The sequence below is a fragment of the Nonomuraea helvata genome (genome assembly GCF_039535785.1).
Lineage (GTDB): Bacteria > Actinomycetota > Actinomycetes > Streptosporangiales > Streptosporangiaceae > Nonomuraea > Nonomuraea helvata.
Map to the genome: position 1 here is coordinate 540173 of NZ_BAAAXV010000009.1, position 16890 is coordinate 557062.

The 16890-nt window shown below is 71.5% G+C and carries 15 protein-coding genes; 10 read left to right on the forward strand and 5 right to left on the reverse strand.

Annotated elements, in window-relative coordinates:
* Positions 1-65: 65 nt before the first annotated feature.
* The 8 genes from ABD830_RS35060 (at position 66) to ABD830_RS35095 (ending at position 10132) form a co-directional block, all read left to right on the forward strand.
* Positions 66-1637 carry a PspC domain-containing protein gene (locus ABD830_RS35060; protein WP_344997385.1) on the forward strand — a complete coding sequence of 524 codons (1572 nt, stop codon included), beginning with the start codon at positions 66-68 and terminating at the stop codon, positions 1635-1637.
* A complete protein-coding gene (locus tag ABD830_RS35065; RefSeq protein ID WP_344997387.1) occupies positions 1627-1830 on the forward strand; it encodes a hypothetical protein in 204 nt (67 codons plus the stop codon). Before ABD830_RS35060 ends, ABD830_RS35065 begins: the two co-directional genes overlap by 11 nt.
* A 72-nt stretch (positions 1831-1902) precedes the next feature.
* On the forward strand, positions 1903-2385 hold the full coding sequence (locus ABD830_RS35070) for a (2Fe-2S)-binding protein (protein WP_344997389.1): 483 nt from the start codon (positions 1903-1905) through the stop codon (positions 2383-2385).
* A complete protein-coding gene (locus ABD830_RS35075) occupies positions 2382-4748 on the forward strand; it encodes a xanthine dehydrogenase family protein molybdopterin-binding subunit (protein WP_344997391.1) in 2367 nt (788 codons plus the stop codon). The genes ABD830_RS35070 and ABD830_RS35075 overlap by 4 nt, the downstream gene beginning before the upstream one ends.
* Positions 4745-5599 carry an FAD binding domain-containing protein gene (locus tag ABD830_RS35080; protein ID WP_344997393.1) on the forward strand — a complete coding sequence of 285 codons (855 nt, stop codon included), beginning with the start codon at positions 4745-4747 and terminating at the stop codon, positions 5597-5599. The genes ABD830_RS35075 and ABD830_RS35080 overlap by 4 nt, the downstream gene beginning before the upstream one ends.
* Positions 5600-5676: 77 nt before the next feature.
* Positions 5677-6405: an SRPBCC family protein gene (locus ABD830_RS35085; RefSeq protein WP_344997396.1), complete on the forward strand. Its 729-nt coding sequence runs from the start codon at positions 5677-5679 to the stop codon at positions 6403-6405.
* Between the two features lie 92 nt (positions 6406-6497).
* Positions 6498-9113 (forward strand): bifunctional glycosyltransferase/CDP-glycerol:glycerophosphate glycerophosphotransferase, encoded by a 2616-nt coding sequence (locus ABD830_RS35090; protein WP_344997398.1) that lies wholly within the window; start codon positions 6498-6500, stop codon positions 9111-9113.
* Positions 9110-10132 (forward strand): glycosyltransferase, encoded by a 1023-nt coding sequence (locus ABD830_RS35095; RefSeq protein ID WP_344997400.1) that lies wholly within the window; start codon positions 9110-9112, stop codon positions 10130-10132. Before ABD830_RS35090 ends, ABD830_RS35095 begins: the two co-directional genes overlap by 4 nt.
* Here ABD830_RS35095 and ABD830_RS35100 read toward each other — a convergent pair whose 3' ends face one another.
* Genes ABD830_RS35100 through ABD830_RS35110 form a run of 3 tightly spaced genes read right to left on the reverse strand, consistent with a single transcriptional unit; the run spans position 10133 to position 13504 of the window.
* Complete coding sequence (locus ABD830_RS35100; RefSeq protein WP_344997402.1) at positions 10133-11170, reverse strand: sulfotransferase family protein; 1038 nt, start codon at positions 11168-11170, stop codon at positions 10133-10135.
* Positions 11171-11191: 21 nt separating this feature from the next.
* The gene (locus ABD830_RS35105; protein ID WP_344997404.1) at positions 11192-12010 is read right to left on the reverse strand and encodes a CDP-alcohol phosphatidyltransferase family protein; all 819 of its coding nucleotides are present in this window, start codon (positions 12008-12010) and stop codon (positions 11192-11194) included.
* 48 nt (positions 12011-12058) lie between these two features.
* Complete coding sequence (locus ABD830_RS35110) at positions 12059-13504, reverse strand: glycosyltransferase family 2 protein (RefSeq protein ID WP_344997406.1); 1446 nt, start codon at positions 13502-13504, stop codon at positions 12059-12061.
* 146 nt (positions 13505-13650) lie between these two features.
* Here ABD830_RS35110 and ABD830_RS35115 point away from each other — a divergent pair, with 146 nt between their 5' ends.
* Together ABD830_RS35115 and pseI are read left to right on the forward strand one after the other, a co-directional pair.
* Entirely contained in the window at positions 13651-14142 is a 492-nt protein-coding gene (locus tag ABD830_RS35115; RefSeq protein WP_344997408.1) for a GNAT family N-acetyltransferase, read from the forward strand.
* Positions 14139-15182: a pseudaminic acid synthase gene (gene pseI, locus ABD830_RS35120; protein ID WP_344997410.1), complete on the forward strand. Its 1044-nt coding sequence runs from the start codon at positions 14139-14141 to the stop codon at positions 15180-15182. The genes ABD830_RS35115 and pseI overlap by 4 nt, the downstream gene beginning before the upstream one ends.
* Here pseI and ABD830_RS35125 read toward each other — a convergent pair.
* Together ABD830_RS35125 and ABD830_RS35130 are read right to left on the reverse strand one after the other, a co-directional pair.
* Positions 15163-16128 carry a PseG/SpsG family protein gene (locus ABD830_RS35125; RefSeq protein ID WP_344997412.1) on the reverse strand — a complete coding sequence of 322 codons (966 nt, stop codon included), beginning with the start codon at positions 16126-16128 and terminating at the stop codon, positions 15163-15165. The genes pseI and ABD830_RS35125 overlap by 20 nt on opposite strands.
* Positions 16125-16853 (reverse strand): cytidylyltransferase domain-containing protein, encoded by a 729-nt coding sequence (locus ABD830_RS35130; RefSeq protein WP_344997414.1) that lies wholly within the window; start codon positions 16851-16853, stop codon positions 16125-16127. The genes ABD830_RS35125 and ABD830_RS35130 overlap by 4 nt, the downstream gene beginning before the upstream one ends.
* Between the last annotated feature and the right edge of the window lie 37 nt (positions 16854-16890).

Below are 16890 nucleotides of genomic sequence, written 5' to 3' on the forward strand. Positions count from 1 at the left end.
ACCCCCGGGTCTGCTCAGGGGTGTCCCGGATGCGGGCACACCGCCCGTGGGTCCACGATGGTTCCATGACAGAGGCTCCACCCAGAGAACCGGCCGCCCCGCCCCGGGCGCTGCGACGCAGCAGCGAAGGGCGCTTCCTCATGGGCGTCTGCGCCGGTCTCGGGCGGCACACCGGCATCGACCCGGTGGTGTTCCGCGTGGGCTTCGTCGTGCTCCTGGTCGGCTCCGGCATCGGGCTGTTCCTCTATCTGGCGGCGTTCCTGCTGATGAAGGAGCCGAACGGCAAGCCGGGGATCATCGAGCAGTGGACGCGCCGCGACTTCGACGCCGAGGCCGTGATGGCGCTGCTGACGGCGGTGCTGGCGTTCGGGCTGGCGCTCAACCTGGCCACGGTCTGGCTCGACACCGGCTCGCTGGTGGTGGGCGTCTTCCTGGCCGTCTCCCTGCTCGCCGCCCACTCGAACGGGGTGGACCTGCTGGGCCTGGCCCGCTCGATGCCCGAACGCCTGAGCCGGAGGCGCACCGCCCCTGTCGGCACCGCCCCTGTCGGCACCGCTGCGAGTGACCCCCCGAGTGCCTCCGCCTCGGGGGCGCCGCCGGTCAGGGCACCGGCGCCCGAGCCGGTCAACAAGCGTCCCGTCTCAGAACCGGTCTGGGGCCGGGGCGAGGAGCGGGCTGAGAGCCCCGCCCAGGCCCAGGAGCCGCCGATCGGGGTGGACGAGGCCACCGAACAAGCGCACGCCGCCGAGGCAAGAGCCGCCGACGTAAAAGCCGCGGACGCAGAAGCCGCCGACGTAAAAGCCACCGACGTAAAGGCGGACGAGGACGTCAAGGCGACCGCCCAGCACCCCGTCCCGCCGTACCGGCCACAGCCCAGAACTCGCGTCGACTACACCCCGTACGGCGAGCCCTTCGCGCCGAACGGGCCCTACCGTCCGCTCGACCCGGCCAAGCGGGCCGGCCACTCGCCGTACGACCCCACCCTGTACGGCCGCCCGATCCCCAAGACAGAGCGGAAGCCGCGTCCGAGGTCGTTCATCGGCGGCATCACCATCCTGCTGGCATTCATCATTGGAGGGATCGTCGTGGCGGTCCAAGCCAGGTCGGCCGCCGGAGTGAGCCCGACCATCGTCGGTGGCGCCATGCTCATCACGATCGGCGCCGGGCTGCTGATCGCCGCCTGGTGGGGACGCGGCGCCGGGCTGGTGGCCTGGGGCACCATGGTCGCGGTCATCGTGGCCGTCGGCCTCGTGCTCGGCGGCGTGCCCCGGAACGTCGGTGAGTCGGCATGGGCCCCGACCAGCGTGGCGGAGGCGAGCATGCTGTACGACGTGGGCGTCGGCGACGGCCGGCTGGACCTGTCGGAGCTGCCGCTGAGCCCGGGGAGCACGGTCACGTTCAAGGCGTCGGTCACGGTGGGCGAGCTGGTGGTGATCGTGCCGCCGACGGCACGGGTGGAGGTGCACGCGACCAACAAGGTCGGCGACATCAAGCTCGACCACTCGGTGAAGGGCGGCGTGGACGTGCGCTGCGACAAGGTCCTGGAGCCCGAGGTCAGGCCGGACAAGAAGGTCTCCACCATCGTGCTCAACCTGCGCGGCGGCCTCAGCGACATGGAGGTGCGGCGTGCCGCGTGACGTCGAAAAAACTCGGCGCCTGCACAGGACCGACTGGATGGCCCTGCTCAGCGGTGTGCTCTTCATCGTTCTGGGCATCCTGATTGTGACACGCGCGATCACGGATCCGCTGGTCCTGGTCGGGGTGTTGGTGCTGGGGTTGGCGTTCGCCGGGCTGGTGGCGATCATCGCGAGGGTGTTCCGCGGTAAGTAACCCCTTGACCGGGATAAACACCGGCGTAGGTTCGGGTGTGTCCGCCGATCCCCTGCTCCTGAGGGAGGACGTATGCCCCGAATCACCGTCACCGTCGACGGGATCAAGTACGAGGAGGATGTGGAGCCGCGGCTCCTCCTCGTCCACCTGCTACGAGAGCGGCTGGGCAAGACCGGCACACCGGTCGGCTGCGACACCAGCAACTGCGGCGCCTGCACGGTCATGCTCGACGGCAAGAGCGTCAAGAGCTGCTCCGCGCTCGCCGTGCAGGCCGACGGCTGCGACGTCGTCACGATCGAGGGCCTGGGCGCCAACGGGTCGATGCACCCGATGCAGCGGGCCTTCCACGAAGAGCACGCCCTGCAGTGCGGTTACTGCACGCCGGGCATGGTCATGGCCGCGATAGACCTGCTCAGGGAGAATCCCGAGCCGTCGGAGGAGGCGATCAGGGAGGGCCTGGAAGGCAATCTCTGCCGCTGCACCGGCTACTGCAACATCGTCAAGGCCGTACGCCGAGGCGCGCAGGAGATGGGACGGGCGGTGACCACGCCATGACCGTCCAGCAGGAGATCGGCCGGCCGAGGAGGCGCAAGGAGGACGCCAGGCTGCTGACGGGGCGTACCCAGTGGACGGACAACCTCTCCCGCCCGGGCATGCTGCACGTGATGTTCCTGCGCAGCCCGATGGCGCACGCCAGGATCGCCAGGGTCGACGTGTCGGGGGCGCGCGATCTGCCCGGGGTCGTGGCGGCGTTCAGCGGGCAGGACTTCGCCGCCGAGCAGGGCAGCCTGCCGTGCGCGTGGCCGGTGAGCGAGGACGTCGTCATCCCCGACCACCCGCCGATGGCGGTGTCCGAGGTCCGGTACGTCGGCGAGGCCGTGGCCTGCGTGATCGCGACCGACCGCTACCGCGCGGCCGACGCCCTTGAGGCGATCGACGTCGAGTACGAGCAGCTGCCCGCGGTCCTCGACATGAACGAGGCGCTGGCCGAGGGCAGCCCGAAGGTGCACGAGGCAGGCAACAAGGCGTTCAGCGTCAAGATCAACTCCGGTGACATCGAGGCCGCGTTCAGGGACGCGCCCGTCGTCATCGACCGTACGTACCGGCAGCAGCGGCTCATCCCCAGCGCGATGGAGCCGCGGGCGGTGCTGGCCGACACCGACGGCGAGGCGTTCACGCTCTGGTCGTCCACCCAGATCCCGCACGTGCTGCGGGTCATGCTGGCGGTCGTGACCGGCATCCCCGAGCACCGGCTCCGGGTGATCGCCCCCGACGTGGGCGGCGGGTTCGGCTCGAAGCTGCAGGTCACCGCGGAAGAGGTGCTCTGCCTGCTGCTCGCCCGCAGGCTCGGCAGACCGGTCAAGTGGACCGAGTCCCGCTCCGAGGGCAACCTGACCGTGCACCACGGCCGCGACCAGATCCAGCACATCCGGCTGGCCGCCGACGCCGACGGACGCATCCGCGGGCTGCGGGTCGGCCTGCTGGCCGACATGGGCGCGTACCTGATGCTGGTGACGCCGGGCATCCCGCTGCTCGGCGCGTCGATGTTCAACGCGATCTACAAGATGGACGCGTACGAGTTCGGCTGCACGGGCGTGTTCACCACCAAGATGCCCACGGACGCCTACCGGGGCGCGGGCCGTCCTGAGGCCACGTTCGGCATCGAGCGCGTGATGGACGAGCTGGCCGCCGAGCTGAAGATGGACCCGGTGGACGTGCGCAGGCGCAACTGGATCAAGCACGACGAGTTCCCGTACACCACGATCTCGGGCCTGACGTACGACTCGGGCAACTACGAGGCGGCCACGGAGAAGGCGCTGGCGCTGTTCGGCTACGACAAGCTCCGCGCGGAGCAGGCCGACCGGCGTGACAGGGGCGACCCGGTGCAGCTCGGCCTCGGGGTCAGCACGTACACGGAGATGTGCGGCCTGGCGCCGTCCAGGATGCTCGGCGAGTCCAACTACGGCGCGGGCGGCTGGGAGCACGGCTCGGTACGCATGCTGCCCACCGGCAAGGTCGAGGTCATCACCGGCACCTCGCCGCACGGGCAGGGGCACGTGACCTCGTGGAGCCAGATCGCGGCGGACGCGCTCGGCGTGCCGTTCGAGGACGTCACGGTGCTCCACGGCGACACGGCCATCGCGCACAAGGGCATGGACACGTACGGCTCCCGCTCGCTGGTCGTCGGCGGCGTGGCCGTGCTCAAGGCGTGCGACAAGGTCAAGGAGAAGGCCCGCAAGCTGGCCGCGCACGTGCTGGAGTGCTCGCCCGACGACCTGGAGTTCGCGGCCGGGGCGTTCAAGGTGCGGGGCACGGACCAGCAGAAGACCGTCCAGGAGCTGGCCTACGCCGCGTTCACGGCGCACGACCTGCCGGAGGGCGTGGAGGCGCGGCTCGACTCCGACGCCACGTTCGACCCGGAGAACTACTCCTTCCCGCACGGCACCCACCTGTGCGCGGTCGAGGTGGACACCGAGACGGGCATGGTCAAGATCCGCTCGTACGTGGCGGTGGACGACGTCGGCAAGGTCGTCAACCCGCTGATCGTCGAGGGCCAGGTGCACGGCGGCATCGCGCAGGGCATCGCGCAGGCTCTGTTCGAGGAGGCCGTCTACGACGCCGAGGGCAACCTGCTGACCACCACGATGGCCGACTACCTGATGCCGTCGGCGGCGGACCTGCCGACGTTCGACCTCGACAGGACCGAGTCCCCGGCGACCAGCAACCCGCTGGGCGCCAAGGGGGTGGGCGAGGCGGGCACCATCGCCTCGACCCCGGCTGTCGTGAACGCCATCGTGGACGCCCTGCGCCCGCACGGCATCCACGACGTCGAGATGCCGTGCACGCCCGAACGCGTCTGGCGGGCCCTACGAGAGCGGGCGCAGGAAGAGCGGGCACAGGAAGGGGTGCGGCAATGATCCCCGCGCAGTTCGACTACGTGCGTCCGGACTCGCTGGACGAGGCCTGCCGGGCGCTCGCCTCCGACGAGGACGCCAAGGTGCTGGCGGGCGGTCAGTCCCTGCTGCCGCTGCTGCGGCTGCGGCTGGCGTACCCGTCGACGCTGGTCGACGTGGGCCGGCTGCCCGAGCTGAAGGGCGTGCACGACCGCGGCGACCACGTCTTCATCGGCGCGATGACCACGCATGACGAGGTCGTGCGCTCCGGCGTGGTGCGGGCCGGCTGCCCGCTGGTGGCGATGGCCGCCGCCACGGTGGCGGATCCGGCGATCAGGCACCGGGGCACGTTCGGCGGCTCGCTGGCCCACGCGGACCCGGCCGGCGACCTGCCCGCCGTGGTACTGGCGCTGGACGGCGTGTTCGTGGCCAGGTCGGCGCAGGGCGAGCGGGAGATCCCGGCCGCCGAGTTCTTCGTCGACTACCTGGAGTCGTCGCTGGACGCCGGGGAGATCCTGGCCGGGGTGAAGATCCCGAAGCTGGGCGCGGGCTGGGGCTTCCACTACGAGAAGTTCCACAGGACCGCGCAGGCGTGGGCCATCGTCGGCGTGGCCGCCGCCGTCAAGCGCTCCAACGGGTCGATCGCCGAGGCCAGGATCGGGCTGACGAACATGGGCCCGACGCCGCTGCGCGCCCGTGCCGCGGAGGCCGCGCTGGAGGGCGTGGAGCTGGGCGACCGGGTACGCCAGGCATGCGAGGAGGCCGCCGACGGCGCCTCGCCCCCGGCCGACCTGCACGCCCAGCCCGACTACCGCCGACATCTGGCCCAGGTCCTGACCCACCGAGCCGTACGCACCGCGGCCGGAACACCCTGAGCCGGTAAGAGGGGGCGCCTCTTCCGGGGCGCCCCCGCCCAGACATAGTGTCGCAACCACCGGGAAGGAGCGTATCGATGGCGATGCGGTTCGAGCACGAGTTCACTGTTCCAGTCCCGATCGAGCAGGCGTGGGCGGTGCTGCTCGACGTCGAGCGGGTCGCGCCGTGCCTGCCGGGGGCGACGCTGGACATCTTCGAGGGCGACGAGTTCACCGGCAGGATGAAGGTCAAGGTCGGCCCGATCATGGTGACCTACAAGGGCTCGGCCAGGTTCGAGGACGTGGACAAGGACTCCTACTCGCTCACCATCCAGGCGTCGGGCAAGGAGGCCAGGGGTTCGGGCACGGCCTCGGCCACGGTCAAGGCGCGGATGACGCCGAGCGACGAGGACACCACGGTGACCGTGGAGACGACGTTCAACGTGACCGGGCGGCCGGCCCAGTTCGGGCGCGGCGTGATGGCCGAGGTCGGCGGTAGGCTCATCGACAAGTTCGCGGCCAACCTGGCCGGGCTGCTCTCCGAGTCCACGGTCGAGCCCGCCCCGTCCGGGCCGCTGTCCGAGCCCGAGCCCGCCCCCGCCCTCGCGGCGAGCCACGAGGAGGAACGACACCTGAGCGCGGTGCCGCCGCCCGAGCAGGAGTCGCGGCCCGCGGGCACCATACGCACCTCGCTCACGCCCGAGGAGGAGGCGCTCGACCTGCTGGAGGTCGCGGGTCAGCCGCTGCTGAAGCGCCTGGCACCCATCGCGGGCGCGCTCGCCGCCCTGGTGGTCATCGCTTGGGTGATTCGTCGGCTTATGCGCTGATTTTCGGGCAAACAGTCCATCAAGTCCGGACACTTCCCCCGGCCTGGGGGAAGTGCCATTCCCGCAGGTGAATGGAGCCGCGGGAGGTTGGGATGCCGGACTGCACCGTTGTCGTGATCTCCTACAACGACGCGGCCCGCCTGCCCAGAGCCGTGCGTTCCGTGCTCGGGCAGTCGCTGCGCGACCTCGAGGTGATCGTCGTCGACGACGCCAGCACGGACGGCACGCCGGACGTGGCCGCCGGGCTCATGGTGCGCGATCGCCGGGTCCGGTACCTGCGCAGGTTCGCCAACAGCGGGGGCTGCGGCGCGCCCAGGAACGACGGGCTCGACGCAGCGGCCTCGCCGTACGTGATGTTCCTCGACAGCGACGACGAGCTGCCCAGGCACGCGTGCAAGAGCCTGCTCACCGAGATCGAGCGGACCGGGGCCGGCTTCGTGTCGGGGCAGATCTCGCGGCTGATCGAGCCGGAGGGGCGGCTGAAGCCGTACTATCCCTCGCTCTTCGCCCCGCGGCGGGTGGTGGCGGGCATCCGCCGGGAGCCCGAGCTCTTCCTCGACTGCTTCAGCACCAACAAGATCTATGACACGCGCCTGCTGCGGGAGCACGCCGTGCGCTTCCCCGAGGACATCCTCTACGAGGACCACGTCTTCACGGCCGAGCTGTACGCGGTCGCGCGCAGGTTCGCGATCGTGCCCTGGACGGTCTACCACTGGCACCGGGCGCCGGTGAGCGACTCGATCTCGCAGCGTGTCGACGACCTGGACAACGTGCGGCAGCGGGTCCTCGCCGCCCGGCTGAGCGACGACGTCCTGCGGGAGCACGGGGCCGCGGACCTGGTGCCGCACCGGCAGCGCCGCTTCCTCCGGCAGGACCTGCGGGTCTATCTCAACCCGCTGCCCGCGCGGGATCTGGTGTGGGTCAAGGAGTTCGCCTCGATCGTGCGGCCGTACCTGGAGGAGATCCCCGGCCGCGTGCTGGACGGGATGGAGCCGCTGGACCGGGTCTGCTGCCGGCTCATCCTGGCGGACCGGGCCGAGGAGCTGCTGATGGCGGCGGGCTCGCTCACCGGGGCGAGGGCCGCGCCGCGGGCGGCGGTGCAGCTCCACGGGCGTACGTACTGGGGGACGTCGGCCTCGCCCGGCATGGACATCACGAAGCTGCGCCTGGCCGAGCTGCCCTTCTCCGAGTCCAGGCTGCGGCACGAGGCGTCGGACCTCTCCTCGGACGGCGAGCGGGTGCGGATGGTGGTGCGTACGTACGACCCCTTCGGGGCGCTGCCGCTGGACTGGACGGCGTTCCTGCAGCTCGGAACCCGGAAGATCCCGATGCGGCTGGAGCCGTCAGGCGAGGGCGGGTACGTCGGCGAGGTCGTCTTCACCCCTACGGGCAAGTGCGAGCCGCGCATCGGCTTCACCAGAGCCTCCGACGGGCACACCACGACCGACCGGATCATCGCCGACCCGCGTACCGAGCCGATCGAGCTGCCCGGATGCACGGTGGCGGTCGAGGGGTACGCCGGGTACCTGTGCGTGCGGCCCGGCCCCTGCCCGCTCCTGCGGCGGGCGGCGCGGGCGCTGATGAGGCGGTTCAGCACGCCGGAGAACAAGCTGCGCGCCTACAAGCTGATCGTCAAGGTGCTGCCGCCGCGGCGGAACCTCGCGCTGTTCGAGTCGGACGTCGGCAAGAGCTGCGGCGGCAGCCCGCGGGCCGTCTACGAGGAGCTGCGGCGGCGCGGGCTGCCGATCGACGTGGTCTGGTCGGTGGCCAAGAGGCGCGGCGACCTCCCGCCCGGCGCGCGGCTCGTACGCAGGGGCAGCTGGGCCTACATCTGGACGATGGCCAGGGCCGGGATCTGGGTGGACAGCCACGGCTTCCCGCTCGACCACCCGAAGCCGCGCGGCACCCGATACCTGCAGACCTGGCACGGGCAGGGCATCAAGTCGATCGGGTTCGACGCGCCCGACCTGCGTGCCGACTTCGACCGGCCGCGCGCGCAGTGGCGGGCCGCCGTCGCGCGGTGGGACGCGCTGGTCTCGCCGAGCGCGGAGTTCTCGCGGCTGTTCCTGCCCGCCAACGGCTACACGGGCAAGGTCTACCGGTACGGGACGCCGCGCTGCGACGCGCTGGTCAAGGGCGAGACAACCGGTGATGTCCGGAAGCTGCTGGAGATCCCGCGCGGGCGGAAGATCCTGCTCTACGCGCCCACGTACCGGGATCGGGAGATGGGCCGCGGCACATCCGTCCGGGTGGATCTGGAGCTGCTGGCCGCCGAGCTGGCCGACGAATGGGTGCTGGTGCTGCGTACGCATCCGGTCGAGCGCTGGTCCCCGCCCGAGCATCTCAGGCACTTCGTACGGGATGCCGGGTCGTATCCCGAGATCAACGACCTGATGCTGGCCTCGGACGCGCTGCTGACCGACTACTCGTCGGTGATGTGCGACTACGCGATCACCGGCAAGCCGATGGTGTTCTTCATCGACGACTGGGACGACTACCGGCTGTCGGAGCGCGGCGTCTACCACGACCTGCCCGCGATCGCCCCAGGGCCGTGCGTCACGACCACCGAGGAGCTGGTGGCCGCGATCAGGCGGCTGCCCGAGACCCACCGGGCCTTCGCCGGACGGTACGCGGCCTTCCGCGCCCTGTGGTGCGCCGACGAGCGCGGCGACGCGTCCGCGCGCATCGTGCGGGACTTCTTCTCATGAGTGTCGTGTTCGCCTGCCTGGACGCCGACACCCTGGGTGGCGTCCAGCAGGTGACCCACACGCTCGCCCAGGGGCTGGCCGGGCGCGGGCACGAGGTGCACGTGATCGGGCTGGAGCGGTCCCGCTCGCCGTTCCGTTACGTGGACCGGCCGCTGTACCACCGCCATGTGACCGGGACGAGGCGGCGGCTGAGGAGGCTGCTGGGCGCGATCGAGCCGGGCTACGCCGTCATGACCTCGCCGTCCGTGGTGGCCCGGCTGTCGAAGCTGCTGCCCCCGGGGTTCCGGCCGATCGGGCAGTACCACGGCTCGTACGACCACGCCCGCGGCTGCTGGCACCTCGCCTCGATCAGGCGCCACTACCTCCACCTCGACCAGGCGGTCTTCCTCACCGAGGACGACGCCCGGCTCTTCTCCGAGCACGCGCTGCTGCCCAACGTCTGGACGCTGCCGAACCCCCTGCCCTGCTGGCCGGAGCGGCTCTCCACGCTCACCGCGCCCCGCGTGCTCGGCGTGGGCCGCCTGGAAGGGGTCAAGCGGTTCGACCGGCTGATCAGCGCGTTCGCCCGCTCGCGCCTGCCGCCGCCGTGGGAGCTCCACCTCATCGGCGACGGCGGCGAGCTGGAGCGGCTGCGCGAGCACGCGCGCCGGGAGGGCGTCGGAGACCGGGTGGTCTTCAGGGGGCCGGTGCCGGCGGCCCGCATGCCCGCCGAATACCTGGACGCCTCCGTCCTGGGCCTGACCAGCGAGCACGAGGGCCTGCCCATCGTGCTGCTGGAGTCGGCCGCGCACGGGGTGCCGTCGGTGGCGTTCGACGTGTCGGGCGGCGTGCGCCGCGCGGGGCCCGTGCTGGTGCCGCCGGGGGACGTGGACGCGTTCGCCGCCGTGCTGGCCGAGCTGGCCGGCTCCCTGGGCGAGCGGCGGCGGCTGGGGGCCGACGCGCGCGCACGGGCCGAGGCGTTCCGCCTCGACCACGTGCTGGACGGCTGGGAGCGGCTGTTCGCCCACATCGAGCGCTAGCTAGACCGTCTCCGTCAGCTCCGTACGCTGCTGGGGCACGCCCGCCAGGGACCGCTGGCCCGAGGTGAGCATCGCGGCCACGGGGCTGGGCTCGCGCAGCCGGTTCAGCCGGTCGCGCATGTGCTTGCGCAGGCGGCTCGCCCTGCGCTTCTGCATCGTCTTCTGGCAGGCCGTCACGTGCTCCTTGGTCGGCCTGGGGGCGCCGGTGAGCTCGTACCCCATGGACTCCAGCCGGTCGCCGAGCATGTGCTCGGCCAGTGCGATCTCCCAGTCGTCCAGTCGCGTGGCCCAGCTCCCCACGCGGCTGCGGGTGACCTCGCCGTGGGTGTTGCTGTGCCAGACCTTGTGCTGCGGCACCGCCACGACGGCGGCCTCACGTGGCGAGATCATCGCGGGCGAGTAGTCCTCGTCCAGGAAGTGGCAGAGCTTCTTCAGCTCGGTCGCCGGATCGTCGGTGAGGTCCTCGTAACGCAGCTCGTAGTACGTGTCATCGCTCAGCGTGCGCCTGAGCCGGCCGCCCGCGTCGATGGCCTCGGCCCAGGTGGAGATGGCGTGGAAGGAGTCGAGCGTGTACCAGGGCATCTCCTTCAGCGAGGCCACGCAGTCGCGGCCGTCCCTGATGAGGTGGACGAACTGCGCGTCGGGGAAGAGCCTGAGCAGCAGGTCCACCTGCTTGACGTAGCTGGGCCGCTTGTCGCCCCAGCGGACCTTGTCGAACCGGTCGGCGTACATGCGGAAGGCCGTCCCGAACACCGAGCCCAGCGAGCCGGGCCCCTCGACGACCTGCCGGACGAACTCGTCCTTGTCGATCTTGAGCTCGCGGAACTTCGTGCTGCGGTCGGTCGCGATCCACTGCGCGAGGGCGCGGCGGCGGGAGACGACCCGCAGGTCGCCCCACGTGCGGCGGCGGTAGTAGGCGGGAATGAGGAAGCGCGTCTCCGGTGGCACCGCCATGCGGGGGTGCGAGTGGAGCATGAGCTGGAGCATCGTGGTGCCGGACCGCGGACATCCGATGACGAAGACTGGACGGTCGGACATTTCTTAGTAACCCCCGAAAACTTAGACGAGAACGTGCTCTCGGCTCTCCTGAGCGGAGGCGACGTCGTGCCTGCGCGTGAAGCGCCACAGCCGGTAGACCAGGAAGACCTCGTTGACCAGCAGCAGCGCCCCGGCCAGCGCGGCGAGCGGGATCAGCGCCCATGCCCCCGCAAGGGGCGCGACCACGAACACCGCCGCGTGGAACTCGATGCCGCTGATCAGGTGCGAACGGACCCGGTGCCGCGCCAGGAACCGGTTGAACCGTCTGGGAAAACTGCGCGGCCGCCGCGTCCTCTCGGCGAGCGGCACCCGCTCCAGGGGTTCGGCGAAGTCCTCGTCGGGCTCCCGCTCCCCCCGTTCCTCCCTGACGATCTCGCGTACGCGCTTCATCTGCGGCGCGTTGACGTACCTGAACAGGTCCAGCACGGCGACAGCCGCCCCGAGCAGGATGTGGCGCACATCCGAGGTGAGGTCGTACTGCCCGTATGCCAGCCCCCCGGCACACAGGACCACCCTGACCCGGTCCCCCACGTAGTCGAGCCAGAGGCCGAACGGCGTGCCCGTGCCCTTGAGCCGGGCGATTTTGCCGTCCACACAGTCGATCATGAAGCTCAGATAGAAGACGATGGCGCCCGCTATGAGCTGGTTCGTCGCGAAACAGGCGGCCGACACAGCGCCGAGGACCAGCGAGAACACGGTGAGGCCGTTGGGCGTCAGCCGGGTGTGGTTGGCGACCTGGAGGGCGACCCGGCAGGCGACCGGATCCACGAAATACACGGTCCACCACGAGTCTCTCCGCTTGCGTGTCTCGTAGACGTCATCGAGCGAATAGGTCCTCATGGACCCAAGCATGACCACGCGACGCGCCGGAGTGATTACTCTCTGGAACTACTGGGGCATGTCCATGCCGCTTCTTGACCAACCCGGCACGGACAGCCGCCACGCGGAGTTCGCGTCGCCGTCCCTGGCCCAGCTCTTGAGCACCAGGCCGCGGACCTCGCCGCGCACCTGGAGACGCCAGCTCGGCCCGCCGCCCTGGAGCCGCTCGGGATCGACGGTCGCGGCCATGCCGTGGCGGCCCGTCCGGCGCACCTCCAGCGGCACCCGGCGACGGCCGTCGCTGAGCCACAGGTCGACCTTGCTCACCTTGCGGTCGACCCGGTGGAACGCGACCTGGCCGCGCAGGTGGTACTCGGCGCCGGTCCAGGTGCACTCCTCGACCCTGGCGACCAGCCTGACCTCGTCGCGGGCGTCGAACACCTCGTCGGGGATGCGGAGCCGGCGGCGTTTGCGGAAGAACGGGTAGTCGCCGTACCAGTTGGTGGTGCGCCGGCCGCGCGGAACGATGCGGGTGCCGTCCTCGCAGGCGCGCCGGAACTCTCGCACCTGCCGCAGCTCGTCCACCATGCCGCGCCTGATCAGGTGCAGCTCCAGGCGGCGCAGCGACGGCGCGGTGGCCAGCGCCCTCGGGCTCAGCGTGGTCAGCCACGCGTCGGCCAGCTGCAGCAGCGGCCCGCTCTCCTCGCACGCCTCCAGCGCCTGGAACAGGAAGATGATGTCCTTCTCCAGCACCAGCGCGTCGAAGCCGTCGAGCAGCTCGGGCGCCCGCTCGTCGAGGAAGGCGCGGACCGAGCGGATGGCCGCCAGGCGCTCGTACAGGTTGGGCAGCTCGGCCCGGCGCTGCGTGATCGAGGTCTCCCCCGCGTCGCGCTTGCGCCAGTGGTAGACCACGTCGCCGATCATGTCCACGCTGGTGGCCAGGACGTGCGCCTGCATGGCGACGGGCACGTCCTCGTAGATGCCCGGGGCGAACGCCAGACCGCCGCGCTCCCAGAAGTCGCGCCGGTAGACCTTGTTCCAGACCGTGCGGTCCCTGACGAGGACCTGCTTGTCGGTGATGTGCGTGCACAGCTCCGGCCGCCTGAACGCCTTCTCGTGCAGGGTCGACTCCTCCAGCACGCCGTCCACGAGCCGCCCCACCGCACCGCACGCGAGGTCCGAGCCGGTCTCCGCGAGCGTGTCCACGAGCCGCCGGTACGCGTCCGGTGGCACGACGTCGTCGCTGTCGGCGAAGGCCAGGTACGTGCCCCGGGCCTGCCTGAGCCCCGCGTTGCGGGCCGGCCCCGGCCCCAGGTTCCGCTGCCCGAGCAGGACGAAGCGGTCGTCCTGCGCGGCGAAGTCCTCGGCGATGCGCCGGCTGCCGTCCGAGGATCCGTCGTCGACCAGGACGACCTCGATGTCGTCCAGCGTCTGCGCGGCCAGCGACTTCAGGCATTCCGTGATGTACGGCTCCACGTTGTAGACCGGGACGACCACGCTGAGCAGGGGGATCATTCCGAATTGCTCCTTGGCTCTCGGGACGGGTTCAGGGGCAGCATGCCCCGGCCGCCCGGCGGATTCCGCAGCCCTGATCAGCTCTTTACCGGACGCATAATCCGCTACGTTGTGCAGTGAGTCGAGCACGAACAGTAGGGGGAGAGGTGCTGAGAAGCGTCCGGGACGACGATCTGCCGGTCATGCGCCGATGGCGCAACCATCCACGCGTGCGGGCAGCCAGCTTCACCACGCACGAGATCTCCGAGGACGAGCACGCCCGCTGGTGGGAGATCACCCGCGCCGACGCGCGCAAGCTTGTGCTGATCTACGACCACGAGGAGGGGGCCGCGGGCGTGGTCACCTACTCGGGCCTGTCGTCCGAGAGCGCCACCTGGGGCTTCTACCTCGACCTTGACGGGCTGGACCAGTCGGGGGCGCTGCTTCGGGTGTGGGTCGGCCTGGAGCGGGCGGCCATCGAGTACGCCTTCGGGCCGCTCGGGCTGACGACGCTCCGCGGCGAGGTGCTGGCCTGCAACGAGGCGGCCCGGCGGCTGCACAGGCGGTTCGGGTTCGTGGAGGCCGGGGCCTACCGGCGGGACGTCGACGGGGTGCCGCGAGACGTTGTGACCATCAGGCTCAGTAAGGAGCACGCATGATCTCCATCGGGGGGCGGGCGATCGGGGTCGACCAGCCGCCGTTCGTCGTCGCCGAGCTGTCCGGCAACCACAACGGGAGCCTGGAGCGGGCGCTGGCCATCGTGGACGCGGTGGCGGCCAGTGGGGCGCACGCGCTGAAGCTGCAGACCTACCGGCCCGACACGCTGACCATCGACTGCGACGGGCCCGCGTTCCGCGTGGGCGACGGGCACGAGCTGTGGGGCGGCGAGACCCTCTACCAGCTCTTCGAGCGCGCCCACACGCCCTGGGAGTGGCATGAGCCGATCTTCGAGCGGGCCCGCGAGCACGGGCTCATCGCGTTCTCCTCGCCCTTCGACCCCACGGCCGTCGAGTTCCTGGAAGGGCTGGGCGTGCCGGCGTACAAGATCGCCTCTTCGGAGATCGTGGACCTGCCGCTGATCCGGCTCGCGGCCGCCACCGGCAAGCCCCTGATCATCTCCACGGGGATGGCGGAGATGCGTGAGATCCAGGCCGCGCTGGGCGCCGCCCGCGAGGCGGGCTGCACCGAGCTCGCCGTGCTGTCCTGCACGGCCTCCTACCCGGCCTCTCCGTCCGAGAGCAACCTGCGGTCGCTGCCGCGGCTCGAGGCGCTCACGGGCGCGGTGATCGGGCTGTCCGACCACACGCCCGGCATCGGGGTGCCGCTGGCGGCGGTGGCGCTGGGAGCGCGCCTGATCGAGAAGCACGTCACCCTGTCGCGTGCCGAGGGCGGGGTGGACGCGGCCTTCTCGCTGGAGCCCGCCGAGCTGGCCGCGCTCGTGGTGGAGAGCGAACGGGCGTGGCAGTCGCTGGGGGGCGTGGGCATCGGGCCCCGGCCGTCCGAGCAGGAGGGGCTGCGCTTCCGCCGGTCCCTGTACGTGGTGCGCGACGTGCGCGCCGGCGACGAGGTGAGCTCGGAGAACGTCCGCTCGATCCGGCCCGCGGGCGGCCTGCCTCCCGACGCGGCCAGAGAGGTGATAGGACGGCGCTTCACCTGCGATGTGCCGGCCGGCACGCCGCTCAGCTGGGATCTGGTCTGAGGAGGGCGTCCGCGACGCGTTCCCTGCCCAGGCCGTCCACGAGGCCGCTGCCCCGCCACCCGTGCTCCTCGCGGGCGGCGGGGTCGGCGAGCAGACGGGCCAGCACGCCGACGGCCCGGGCGTCGGCCTCGCGCCCCAGCCCGGCCGCGACGCCCCGGCCCACGAGCTCCTCATAGCCGATGAGCTGGTTGTCGGCCACCCAGCTCAGGGCGGTGGGCACGCCGAGGTAGAGCAGCTCCCAGATGGCCGACCCGGCGGCGGTGACCACGAGATCGGCCTCGGCCATGAGGTCCGGCAGCCGGTCGGTCGGCGGGATCACGGTGATCGGCCCGTCCGCCTCGAACGGCTCCGGGCTGACGACCGTGGCCTCGAACGCCGCCCCGGTCGCCCGCAGTGCCCCGGCCCAGGCGGAGGCCACTCCCGCGCTGTCGGTGCCGCCGAAGAAGCAGAGCACGCGCGGCACCGGCCCGGCACGCCTGGCCCGCCTGCGCCGCCGCACGCTGTCCCGCAGGAGTACGTAGCGCGCCCCGGCCAGGCGCGGCGCGGGCCGGGGGAAGGGGCGGCGCTCGGCGCCGAGGTTCTGGTCGAGGTAGAGATCGGCCTCCTGGCCCAGCGGGTCGCCGTCCACGATCGCCAGCACGCGCGGACCCGCCCCCCTGAGCGCCGCCCCCGTGCCGTCCGGCAGCTCGTACGAGTCGAGGACCACGGCGTCCAGCCGGAGCTCCCGGACCAGCCCTGCCAGACGTGCCGGCCGCCCCGGAGCGGGCACCAGCGGCAGCCCGCGCTCGCTGAGCTGTGCCCGCGCCCAATCGGAGCCGCGCACCTCGCCGAGGAACACCACCGGCACGCCCCGCGCGCACAGCTCCTCGGCCAGCGCCACGCACCTCACCAGGTGGCCGACGCCGCTCCTGACGCCAGCGTCGCACCGGAAGCCGACCCCGCTCACGCGTCCTGAAGTGCCTTCTGCCGCACGTGGGCGTTGAGCCCGCACACCTCCGGCCGCTCGCGCAGCCAGCCCACCACCGTCCCGAACGGCAGGCACCGGTCGCCCAGCGCGTCCACCACCCGGGAGATGAGCCGCCAGTCGTCCTCCGTGTCGAGCGTGATCCGCAGGTCGTCGGCGACCGGCTGGTAGGCGAGCCCGAGCAGCCGCGCCTCACCCGGGTGCGAGTAGACGTAGGAGGTCACGTGCGTGCGGTGGAACCCCGCGGCCTCGGCGTCGGCCCGCTCGAGCGCGGCCCTGCTCACGATCTCCACGTCGAGCCCGCGCGGCAGCGTGCGCGCCAGGCTCGTGCTCAGGTAGCCGAGCCCGCGCACGGCACGGAACACCAGCGCCGCCTCCCTGATCACGGCGGGGTCCAGCAGCGGACAGTCCGCCGTGAACCTCATCACCGCGTCCCCGCGCCGCCCCGCCAGCGCCTCCATGAACCTCGTCAGCACGTCGTCCACGGGCCCCCGGTGCCACGCCACGCCGAGACGGCGGCACTCGGCGACCACCGCGTCGTCGGCCTCCTCGGTCGTGGTGGCCACCACGAGATCGTCGAGCGCGCCGGCCTCGCGTACGGCGCGGACCACCCACCCCAGCACCGACCTGCCGCCCAGCTCCCGCAGCACCTTGCCCGGCAGGCGGGTCGAGCCCATGCGTGCCTGGACAATCCCGACAATACGCATCGAAGCCCCATTCCCCCGTGTGGCTCTGCGTGCCCAA

Excerpts from the sequence above, each read along its gene's own strand:
- ABD830_RS35100 (WP_344997402.1), bottom strand. The coding sequence starts at position 11,170 with ATGTCCGACCGTCCAGTCTTCGTCATCGGATGTCCGCGGTCCGGCACC.
- ABD830_RS35060 (WP_344997385.1), top strand. The coding sequence starts at position 66 with ATGACAGAGGCTCCACCCAGAGAACCGGCCGCCCCGCCCCGGGCGCTG.
- ABD830_RS35110 (WP_344997406.1), bottom strand. The coding sequence starts at position 13,504 with ATGATCCCCCTGCTCAGCGTGGTCGTCCCGGTCTACAACGTGGAGCCG.
- ABD830_RS35130 (WP_344997414.1), bottom strand. The coding sequence starts at position 16,853 with ATGCGTATTGTCGGGATTGTCCAGGCACGCATGGGCTCGACCCGCCTG.
- ABD830_RS35080 (WP_344997393.1), top strand. The coding sequence starts at position 4,745 with ATGATCCCCGCGCAGTTCGACTACGTGCGTCCGGACTCGCTGGACGAG.
- ABD830_RS35105 (WP_344997404.1), bottom strand. The coding sequence starts at position 12,010 with ATGAGGACCTATTCGCTCGATGACGTCTACGAGACACGCAAGCGGAGA.
- ABD830_RS35070 (WP_344997389.1), top strand. The coding sequence starts at position 1,903 with ATGCCCCGAATCACCGTCACCGTCGACGGGATCAAGTACGAGGAGGAT.
- ABD830_RS35085 (WP_344997396.1), top strand. The coding sequence starts at position 5,677 with ATGGCGATGCGGTTCGAGCACGAGTTCACTGTTCCAGTCCCGATCGAG.
- ABD830_RS35095 (WP_344997400.1), top strand. The coding sequence starts at position 9,110 with ATGAGTGTCGTGTTCGCCTGCCTGGACGCCGACACCCTGGGTGGCGTC.
- pseI (WP_344997410.1), top strand. The coding sequence starts at position 14,139 with ATGATCTCCATCGGGGGGCGGGCGATCGGGGTCGACCAGCCGCCGTTC.
- ABD830_RS35090 (WP_344997398.1), top strand. The coding sequence starts at position 6,498 with ATGCCGGACTGCACCGTTGTCGTGATCTCCTACAACGACGCGGCCCGC.
- ABD830_RS35075 (WP_344997391.1), top strand. The coding sequence starts at position 2,382 with ATGACCGTCCAGCAGGAGATCGGCCGGCCGAGGAGGCGCAAGGAGGAC.